The organism is Roseovarius sp. MBR-51 (genome assembly GCF_053628575.1).
This window is the reverse complement of the sequence record NZ_JBRJGQ010000019.1, coordinates 54,134-64,301: the sequence shown is the minus strand read 5'-3', so window position 1 is coordinate 64,301 and position 10,168 is coordinate 54,134. Positions and strand designations below refer to the sequence as shown.

Genomic DNA, 10,168 nt, shown 5'->3' with positions numbered 1-10,168 from the left:
GGCGCTCTTTGGGCAACACATCTGTTACAACTAATCTAGGCATCACCACAAAATATGCTTCAAGATTAAAGGACAACCTCCAATTGTGGTGCAGGTTGTCTGATTTCAGAGCCTTTCCGGACAGATGGGGGCTGCCCGGTTCAATCGCCTGACACCGTTGGGCTCGCTCCGCAGAGACCGCGACTCTCCGCAATAAAATGTGACCAAAAAAAGGCAGAGACATCAGATTCCGATGGCAGATTTAGCTGATCCGACAAAATGCGACCCCAATTATGAGCGATAAAGGAGCGAATCAGACTGACGCATTGGACCTTGAGGTATGATGAAAGTATTAATGGTTGAGGACGATCAGGCAATTCTGGATCTCGTCGCACATTTTATCGGTATCGCAAGTCACCACAACGTCAACGCAGCCCCTTCGGCAATAGCGGCACGTAAGGCCTCGCTTAGTCAGAAGGTTTTTAGGCCGCGTCCTCATTCTGGCGAGCCAAGTCAATGCTTGTGCGAAAAATACAAACGCGCGGACAAATAAGTGAGTTTTCTTGCGTAGCGGGTCCAATACTGTTCTTCGCTCCAACGCCGTCTGGCACTTTGTCACCCGGACAGAATTACGCTGACCTAGAACTTCTTCGTGATCGCCCTAGGCGTCTTGATGCTGCTGCAACTGATTGGTCTGACGGCAGCGCATGGTTCTGGACGGGGGTGACGCCTGATCGTTTCGCTGATACCGTCGCGGCGTTACACAAAAAGGGCGAATCCTCCATGCGGCTGCTTTGTTTGACTCTTGCGCTCGCTCTTCTAAACGCCGCGCAGGCGGTGGCGGATGGACGGGTCGCGCTCCTGATCGGAAACGCCAGCTATACCAACCACGATTTCGCCCTCGCCAATCCTGGCAACGACGTGCGTGCCCTTGACGACGCCCTCCGCCGCCTCAACTTCGAGGTCCGCTCAGCTATCGACCTATCGCGCGAGGAGATGATGGCCTCGCTCGACTGGCTCAGCGAGACCGCCCGTGACGCCGACATCGCCATGGTCTTCTTCGCCGGACACTCTATCCAGGTCGGGTCTGAAAACTATGCCATCGGCGTCGACTTGGCCGAGCTCTCCGCCCCAGCCGTCGCGCGGTCCAGCATTACAATGACCGAGATCCGCGCCGCGCTTGAAGAGGCCGATGCTAATCTCTCGATGATCGTGCTCGATGCCTGCCGCAACAACCCGCTCGGCGATGCCGAGATCGGCGAGGTGGGGCTCTCCGCCGTCTCGGGCGGGGTCGGCACCCTGGTTGCCTACTCCACCGATCCAGGCAATGTAGCTGCCGACGGCATTGGCGACAACAGCACCTTCACGGCGGCTTTGCTCGACCATATCGAAACGCCGGGCCTTGACGTGCGCATCATGTTTGGCCGTGTCCGGCAGGAAGTCGTGCGCGACACCGGCGGCCAGCAGATCCCGTGGGTCGAAGAGGCGGTGATCGGCGAGCATTATCTCGCCCGCGGGGCCCCGCCACTCGACACCGAGCTGCGCATCTGGCGCGAGGTGGTCGAGGCTGGTGCTGTCGAAAATTACCAAGGCTATCTGGAAGAGTTCCCCGAGGGTCTCTACAAGATCATGGCCGAACTACGAATCGACGACCTGCGCGGTGTCCCGCTCGAGGCCGGGGACCTTGCCGACAAAGACCTCCCGCAGGCGACCGCCGCACTTGAGATGCTGGGCTATTTCGTGCCGAATGCGCCCGCCACGTCCGACGAGGATGTCCGCCGCGCCTTCGCCCGTTGGCGCGGGACTCAGCCGGCTGGCGGGCGCACGTTCGGCGCGCTCATGCGCGAGGGGGCTCGGACCGCCACTTTCCTCGGCACCTACACCGTCAGCGTTGTGAAAAGCGACCTTGCCCGCCATACCTTGATCCAGGAACAGCTGCGCATCGCCGAGGAAAACCTGGCCGTGGCCGAAGCCGGCTACGGCGACACCCCCGAGGCCAGCGACGTGCTCGCTGACATGCGCCGCCAGGTCGATGAGATAGACGAGATAGGACAGCGGACCGCCGCCAGCCTCGATTCCAGCCGCACCTACTACAACGACCTCGTCGAACAGACCGATCGCCACCTCTTCGCCTATATGTCTGACGAGGCCCAGCCGCGCTTTGCCGCCAGCCGCGCCCTGTCCAGTACGTCCAGTCGCGCCCTGGCCGACGCCCGGACATTTTACAGACATCTTGAACTTATGCGGGATGCACCGGACGGGTCCTATGCGTGGATGGCCGCCATGTTGGAGGAGAATTGACCGATGCGACTGCCGATAGCCATCCTCATCGCCGTCACGGCGCTTGCCGCATGCGACGTGCCCCAACAGCCAGCGCGTGACGCAATGCCCTGCCCGGCGCCTAAATCCGCTAGCGCCTACGGCGCACCCCGGCCAGCGCCAGACATGGATGCCCAAATGATCTGCATGAAAGACGCCTGGGCCGAGTCCAAGCGAGAGCTGGTGGAGGCGAAGTCCGTGGCCGTGGCCGAGAACCGTGAGATGCCTCCGAAGGTCGATGCTGAGGTCGATGAGGTTCTGAGCCGCAAAGTTGGTGGCGAAACTGACGACGCTCGGCTTGAGCAGCTGCGCGACGCGGTCTCCGACGCCCGCCGCCTCGCCGCGATCGTTTCCGCAGGCTGAGACGGCGAAAATCAGCCCTTCAGCAAGCTGCAAAGGCCGGCTCACGCCACTATCAATCGCATTGAGTGCGGTGAGTGCCATGTTCTGTTGCAGGAGATGTCGCACCGCTTCGGCTGGCCTCGTTCAGTGCCTCGACACAGACGTTGGCCTCCAGCGTGTTCGAGATGCGCCAGGCCAAGACCTTTCTGGTATGCCAGTCCATGAAGGCGACGAGATACAGGAACCTGCAGCGCATGGGCAGGTAGTTAATGTCCGAGCACCAGACCTGGTTCGGACGATCCACACGCAGACCTCTCAGCAGGTAGGGAAAGGTCTTGTGCCCCTTCGCTGGCCTGCTGTTGTTGGGCTTCTGGTAGATCGGCATCAGCGCCATAAGACGCATCCGCCGCCGGAGGCGCGTCTCGTTCACGGGACGGCTGTCGTTACGCAGCTACTAGGTCATCTGCCCAACACCGAAGAACGGCGTTTCCAGGACCGGCTCGTCGATCGGCCGCATCAGGCCGAGGTTCTGGTCGGTCTGCCCCTTCGGCCTGTAGTAAAAGGACGAGCGAGAGATCGACAGCAGCTTGCACTGCTGACCGATGGACAGTTGGGGGGATCACGCTCGATCATGCCGCGCCTGAGTGCTTCAACTTTCGTTCCAAAGAAGAGTTGGCGACCGAAACGCCCAGATCTTAGCGTGCAGTTCCTTCACCGACTCCTCGTCGATCACGGGATTCTGCCGGCCGCCGCGCGCAAAAACACAAGACGCGTCCTCCAGTAGGGCATGTTCCGATTGGTGGATCATCGTCGGATGAACCCCGAACCCACTCGCCAATTCGGCAGCGGCCTCGTCGACCTTCAAGGCTTCTGAGCTGATCCCCTGGGAGTCTGCTAGGTTACGTTAGCTCTGTCCAGCATTAACCAAGTGGCGGCGCCAAGACGCCGTGTCACACTAGAGACTTTTCTTAGCCAGATTGCAGTAGCATTCGAGGTTTTGCGTGCAATAATGTGCGCTTCCTGTACCTTAATGACCAAAGCGGCAGACGTGAGGTAGCAGAACGTGAGACAAGTAAATTTCGCGGATAGTCACTGGCGTCGCGGTATCGGCCAATTGGTTGCGTCTGTAGCCATCGGCGTTTTTTCGGCAGTTGGTGCCGTACACGGGCAAACTGCTAGTGAAATTACACCGCCAACCTTACAGCCCGAGCTGCAGCGCTTGAACGGTGCCGTTGTCTTTACTGGAAGAACTGGTACGCAGGCGCCACCGGGTTCCGGTGAGATCGGCATCACCTTGTCAGGTGTAGATCTGCGCAATGCTCTGCCGCAGCTTGCAGCACAGAACAACGCCTTCAAGGCGCGATTGACATCTGGCAGGGTTCCGGTGTCCGAACTGTTCGACGCGACAGCGGCGCTGGAGGAAGCGTACGCCGACGCGGGTTTCGTGCTGACCCGTGTCGTGTTGCCACAGCAAAGCTTGCGTGATGGTGGGGTGTTGCGGGTAGAGATCGTAAACGGTTTTATCGAGCGGGTCGACACCAGCAACGTTCCGGCCAATGCGCGGTCGCGGATCGAAGGCCTGACTGCGCCGATAGTCAACAAGGAGGGCCTGACCCGAGGGGAGCTGGAACGGCAATTGCTACTGGCGGGCGATGTGCCGGGCATCGCCCTCAAATCGGCTCTCGGGGCGGGCGATGAGCCCGGCAGCGCGGTGATCGCGCTTGATCCCGAATACCGCAAGGTGACCGGTTTCGCGGGCTTCGGTAACCCGACAGACGTCGGGTTGGGCCGTGTGGCGTTCAACCTCGGCATGGAAATCAACTCTCCACTGAAATTCGGAGAGACCTTCTACTTCCGGGCCTCGGGCGCACATGAGGACTATTTCAGTGACGATCCGCGCAGCCGCATCCTGGCTGTCGGGGCGGTGATGCCGCTGGGGTTTTCCGGGCTGACGTTGAATGTCGAGTTGACGTCGAGTGACACCAAGCCGGACGATGACGTGGTCCCGACGCGGTCCTCCTTCGATCGGCAATCGGTGCGGCTGAGCTATCCATTCGTGCGGTCGCGGCAGTTGAACGTCACCGGGCAGGTGGCGCTGGATCGTCAGGTCGACAAGCAGGACCTGATCGGGGCGGGGGGCGCGCGGTTGCCGATCTACCGCGACGAGATCTATGTGCTGCGGTTTGGCGGCAGTACGTCTTATTTCCATGAAGACGACTCTGTGACCGAAGCGGGATTGATCCTGAGTCAGGGTCTCGACGCGTTCGGGGCGCGCACCGCTGCAGAAGCGGCGGCGGAGGGGGTGCCATTGTCGCGCGCCGGTGCGGACGCTGATTTCTCCAAACTGGCGGGGTCGTTCTCGCATCGGCGCGGACTGGCGGCGCCCATCCCCTTGGCGCTGTCGGTGACGGGACGGTTCCAGACCTCCTTCGCCGACCCGCTGCTGACGTCCGAGCAGCTCAGCATCGTTGGCGCACAGGAATTGTCGGCGTTCGATTCAGGCGAATTGAGGGGGGACAGTGGGTATGTGGTCCGTTCGGAGCTGTCGACGCAGACTAGGATGACGATGGCGACGGTGCCTGTGTTGCTGAGCCCCTATGCCTTCCTGAGCTATGGCTCGGTCTACTTGGAGAACCCCTCGGCGGCTGAGCAAAAACACACAGATGCGTTTGCTTACGGTATTGGTATCGACTTTTTTGCACAAACTGATTCAAACTTCCGGTCAAGCAGCTTGCGCGTTGAACTGGGCAGAAGGGAGATAGACGATGGGTCGTCAGATGACAACCGCTTCACCATTTCCGGCAATTTCCGGTTCTGATTCTCGGGCCGACTACTGGCGGTTGTTGCAGGCGTCGGTCGCAGCCTGCATTTGTCTTCCGGTCGGGGCTGCGGCGCAACAGGCGGCTTTGCCGCAAGGCGGGCAGGTGGCAAGCGGTACAGTGAGCATTAATACGCCCGGTGCCGGAACAATGACGATCACGCAAGGCTCTGACCGGGCGGTGGTGAACTGGGACAGTTTCTCGATCGGGGCAGGCGCCCATGTGGACATTCGGCAGCCTTCAAGCAATGCGGCGATGCTGAATCGCGTTACGGGGAGCACCACTTCGGAGATTCACGGACGGCTGACCGCGAACGGACAGGTGCATCTCGTCAATCCAAACGGCATTTTTATCGGTCCGAGCGGGACCGTGGATGCGGGCAGTTTCGCGGCGTCGACGCTCGATATCAGTGACGACGATTTCAACGCGGGGCGGTTGCTGTATCGGGGGACCGGCAGTTCGGCGGCGGTCGAGAACGCGGGCCGGGTGAGCATCGGACGTGGCGGCTACGCGGCGCTGCTTGGCGGCAAGGTGCGCAACAGTGGCATCGTGACCGTGCCTTACGGGCGCATCGGTTTTGCCTCGGGCGAACGTGTGGTGCTGGACGTGTCGGGCGATCAATTCCTGCAGGTTGCGCTGCCATCGGAGGGCGAGGACGACGGCGAGGCTTTGATCGACAATTCGGGCACGGCCAAGGCCACGGACGGCATCGTCGAAATGCGCGCGGCAACGGCGCGCAATGCGGCGCGCAATGCGATTAACCTATCCGGGGTCGCCGAGGCAAGCTCGGTTTCCGTGCGCGGCGGGACGATCACGCTGGGAGGCGGAGATGGCGGGTCGGTTCGTGTCACGGGCAAGGTATCGACGCGGTCGCGGCCGGTATCCGCAGACGTTGCTGTCACGCAATCCCTGCGTCCACGGGCGCGCGGTGGGGACATCACGATCACGGGCACAAAGATTGCATTGGATGGTGCGCAGATCGACGCGAGTGGCGCGGGGGGCGGTGGCTCTATCCGGATTGGTGGCGATTTCGCGGGGCAGGGGACTTTGCCCCGTGCAGGGACTGTTTCGGGCGATGCGCAGACCGTGATCAACGCGGACGCATTGGAGCGGGGCGACGGTGGCCAGATCGTACTTTGGTCCGACGAGTACACACAATTTGCAGGCGCCCTTTCGGCACGGGGTGGCGCTCAGGGTGGCGATGGCGGTTTTGTCGAAGTCTCGAGCAAGCTGACCCTGAACTATACTGGGTTAGCGGATCAGAGGGCACCCTTGGGCAAGTGGGGCATGCTACTGCTGGACCCCACGGATATCGTGGTTGATCCGGGTGCCGGCGGCGAAAACATGCTTGAGGCCAACCTTGCGTTCGGAGATGTGATACTGAATACAAGTGGGTCTGGCACAGGCTCGGGCGATATCACGGTCAACGCCGATGTCGACTGGACTGCAGCGACGACGCTAACCTTGATCGCGGATGACGATGGGACGACCAGCGGGACGGGAGGCAATATCGCACTGAACGGCGCGATCAACGGCGCGTCCGGTGGATTGCGGCTTGACGCGGTGAACCAGATCGCCACCGGGGCGGGAGGCGCGATCAATGTCGGGTCCTTCACCCTGGTTTCGGGTGCCTGGACACAGAACACTGCGACACTTCCCGCCTTCTCGGCCGACGATTTCGTCATCAACTTCGGTGCCTCCTTTTCACGGTTCGTTGGCGGAACGGGGGTCTTGGGCGATCCGTTGCTCGTGGCGGATATCTACGGCTTTCAGGGTCTTGTCCCGAACGGGATCAGCAATGGTTTCGTGGCGCTGGCCAATGACATCGACGGCAGCAGCACCGCAACCTGGACCGAGGGTTTCAGCCCGCTCTTCCTTTCCGATGGCACGTTCGACTTGGACGGCCAGGGCTTTAGCATATCGAATGTCTTCAGCGCGCCTGACAGTGGCGAGGGGCTGGCCTCTTACGGGCTGTTCAGCTTCCTGTCCACCGATGCCGTCGTGGAGAACCTGACGCTGGAAGGCTTCAACATGATCGGTGCATCGGGCGGTTTGCTCGCAGCCTTCAACGAGGGCACGATCCGCAATGTGCGCGCAACCGGAACATCGTCAGGCACCGGCGAAGCGGTCGGCGGTCTGGTTGGGGAAAATTTTGGTCTGATTGAGGACAGCATCGCGGATGTGGCGGTCACGGCAGACGGTTCCGAGGCCTTCGGGGGCCAAATCTTTGCCGGAGGTTTTGTCGGGCACAACAATTTTGGCACAATCAACCGGTCACATGCCTTGGGGAATGTGACCGTCACCGACGAATTCGGTGGAGCGGAATTTTATGTAGGCGGATTCGCTGGCGTGGAAAATTCCAACGTCGGTGGGACGATCAACGATAGCTATGCACGGGGCAACGTCACAGTGACGAGTGAAACGGCAATGTCCGAAGTCTATGCAGGCGGTTTCGTCGGCGAGATCAATGGCGATATCTTCCGCAGCTATTCGACTGGAACGGTGACCGTCACCGGTGATTCTATTGCTACGGTAGGCGGGTTTGCCGCGACTGATCAAAGCGGATTTGCCAGCGCCGACACGAACTTCTGGGATATCCAAACCTCAGGCCTCGCCGCTTCCGCGGCCGGAACCGGTCTGAGCACCGCGCAATTCCAAGACACCGAAACGTTTATTTCACTGGGTGGGGTGCAGGGATGGGATTTCACGAATGTCTGGGCGCCGGGGGATACCGGGTTCTATCCGGTCAACTACACCACTAGCCCGGTGATCCTGGTGACGCCGGACCCGCTGACGCTGACCTATGGCAGCACGACGACTGCAGTATCCTCCGGCACGATCAATGGCGGGCCTGACCTTTATGTGTTCGACGAGCCTGCGGACACATTGAACGCCGATCAAGCGGGTGCGCCTCTGACCTTCGCCGACGAGAACGTAGGCACCACGACCTTCACGCTCGATACCGCCAGTGTCACATCGGATCTGGGGGTGATTTACCGTGTCGTGGACAGGTTGGGCGACGCTGAGATCACCCCTGCGCCGCTGACGATTAGTGCCAATGATGCGGCCAAGACCTATGGGACGCTGCTGGCGTTTGACGGGACGGAGTTCACTGTCGGCGGGCAGCTTTTCTTTGACGACACGGTAGATTCTACGACACTGAGCAGTGATGGCGCGGCTGGAGAGGCGACAGTGAACGGCGGCACCCCCTATGCCATCGCGATCAGTGATGCCGTCGGCGAGGGTCTTGCCAATTACGACATCACGTTTGAGGACGGCGGGCTCACGGTGAATCCCGCGCCCCTGACGATCACTGCCAATGACGCGGCTAAGACCTATGGCACGCTGCTGGCGTTTGACGGGACGGAGTTCACCGTCGGCGGGCAGCTCTTTTTTGACGACACGGTCGAGATTGCGACGCTGACCAGTGATGGTGCGGCAGCGGAGGCGGCCGTGAACGGTGGCACCCCCTATGCCATCGCGATCAGTGATGCTGTCGGCGAGGGCATTGCCAATTACGACATCATGTTTGAGGACGGCGCGCTCACGGTGAATCCCTCGCCCCTGACTGTCACCGCCAATGACGCGGTCAAGACATATGGCACATTGCTGGCGTTCGACGGCACGGAGTTTACCGTCGGCGGGCAGCTCTTCTTCGACGACACGGTAGAGACTGCGACACTGAGCAGTGATGGTGCAGCGCAGGAGGCGGTCGTGAACGGCGGCTCCCCATATTCCATTGCAATCGGTGATGCGGTGGGCGAGGGCATTGATAACTACGATATCACGTTTGAGAGCGGCGCGCTGACGGTACAGCCCGCTCCCCTAACAATCACCGCCAATGACGCGGTTAAAGTGTTTGGGACATTGCTGACATTTGGTGGGACGGAATTCACCGTCATCGGACTTGCGGTGGAGGGCGACAGTGTCGATTTTGCGGAGCTGAACAGTGAGGGAGCGGCGACGTCGGCAGTGGTGGCGGACAGCCCGTTCCCGATCGAGATTTCGGCCGTGGAGGGCAACGGGCTAGAAAATTACGACGTGACGCTGGAAGAGGGTGCACTTACCGTGACACCTGCGGTGGGGAACGACGTGCCCGTGCCACCAGTGTTTGTCGGATTTCCGCTGCCGAACCCGAACGACACGATCGGCGGCGACTTTGGAATTGGTGGTAACGACGGGCCTGGGGGGACAGACATCGGGGGTGCCGCTCTGCTAGGGGCCGCCGAGGCCACGTTCGAGAAGGTAGACGCGCTTTCTGAGTCGCTGGAGATTGCGGCAGATTCCTGCGGGCAGAGCAGTGGCGATGTCAGCCGGTACTTGGCCTGCATGTCTGACTCTCTCAATGAATTCGCAAATGAGCTGGATGCGATCTCGAGCGACCTGCCGCCTGGCATGCAAAACGTCGCGCGGATCGTGCAGGATGCACGGGTCCGGGTCGATCAGGCGCGGGTGCGGGCGCAGCAGCGGTTGGCGGGTGCGACCACGGATGCCGAGCGTGAGGCGATCCGCCGTGACGCCGTGAGCGAAGCGCGCGATGCCCTTGCAGATGCCGCAACCGAGATCCGCAAGTCGATCGCGCTAGTGCGCGTTGAGGATCCCGAACTTGCGACGGTGCAGCGGGCAACGGTCACGCGGGTGGCGGGTGCGATGGACAATGTCGGCATCAAAATGAGCCGGGCCGTCGGCCTGTAAAAAAGGAGTCCCAG

General features: G+C 61.0%; 5 protein-coding genes. 4 read left to right on the top strand and 1 reads right to left on the bottom strand.

The genetic code is table 11. The features are described from left to right. The first annotated feature begins 762 nt into the window (after window positions 1-762). Together ACSSVY_RS19990 and ACSSVY_RS19985 are read left to right on the top strand one after the other, a co-directional pair. The gene (locus ACSSVY_RS19990; RefSeq protein WP_454271597.1) at window positions 763-2,280 is read left to right on the top strand and encodes a caspase family protein; all 1,518 of its coding nucleotides are present in this window, start codon (window positions 763-765) and stop codon (window positions 2,278-2,280) included. A 3-nt stretch (window positions 2,281-2,283) separates the two neighbouring features. After that, complete coding sequence (locus tag ACSSVY_RS19985; RefSeq protein WP_454271596.1) at window positions 2,284-2,661, top strand: hypothetical protein; 378 nt, start codon at window positions 2,284-2,286, stop codon at window positions 2,659-2,661. Window positions 2,662-2,713: 52 nt separating this feature from the next. On the opposite strand, the gene ACSSVY_RS19980 is transcribed toward ACSSVY_RS19985, so the two are convergent. Then, window positions 2,714-3,034, bottom strand: a complete 321-nt coding sequence (locus ACSSVY_RS19980; RefSeq protein WP_454271594.1) for a DDE-type integrase/transposase/recombinase — start codon at window positions 3,032-3,034, stop codon at window positions 2,714-2,716. Window positions 3,035-3,859: 825 nt separating this feature from the next. Between ACSSVY_RS19980 and ACSSVY_RS19975 the strand changes: the two genes are divergently transcribed. Both ACSSVY_RS19975 and ACSSVY_RS19970 read left to right on the top strand, forming a co-directional pair. After that, window positions 3,860-5,458 carry a ShlB/FhaC/HecB family hemolysin secretion/activation protein gene (locus tag ACSSVY_RS19975; protein ID WP_454271593.1) on the top strand — a complete coding sequence of 533 codons (1,599 nt, stop codon included), beginning with the start codon at window positions 3,860-3,862 and terminating at the stop codon, window positions 5,456-5,458. Then, window positions 5,418-10,154 (top strand): two-partner secretion domain-containing protein, encoded by a 4,737-nt coding sequence (locus tag ACSSVY_RS19970; RefSeq protein ID WP_454271591.1) that lies wholly within the window; start codon window positions 5,418-5,420, stop codon window positions 10,152-10,154. Before ACSSVY_RS19975 ends, ACSSVY_RS19970 begins: the two co-directional genes overlap by 41 nt. The last annotated feature ends 14 nt before the right edge of the window (window positions 10,155-10,168 follow it).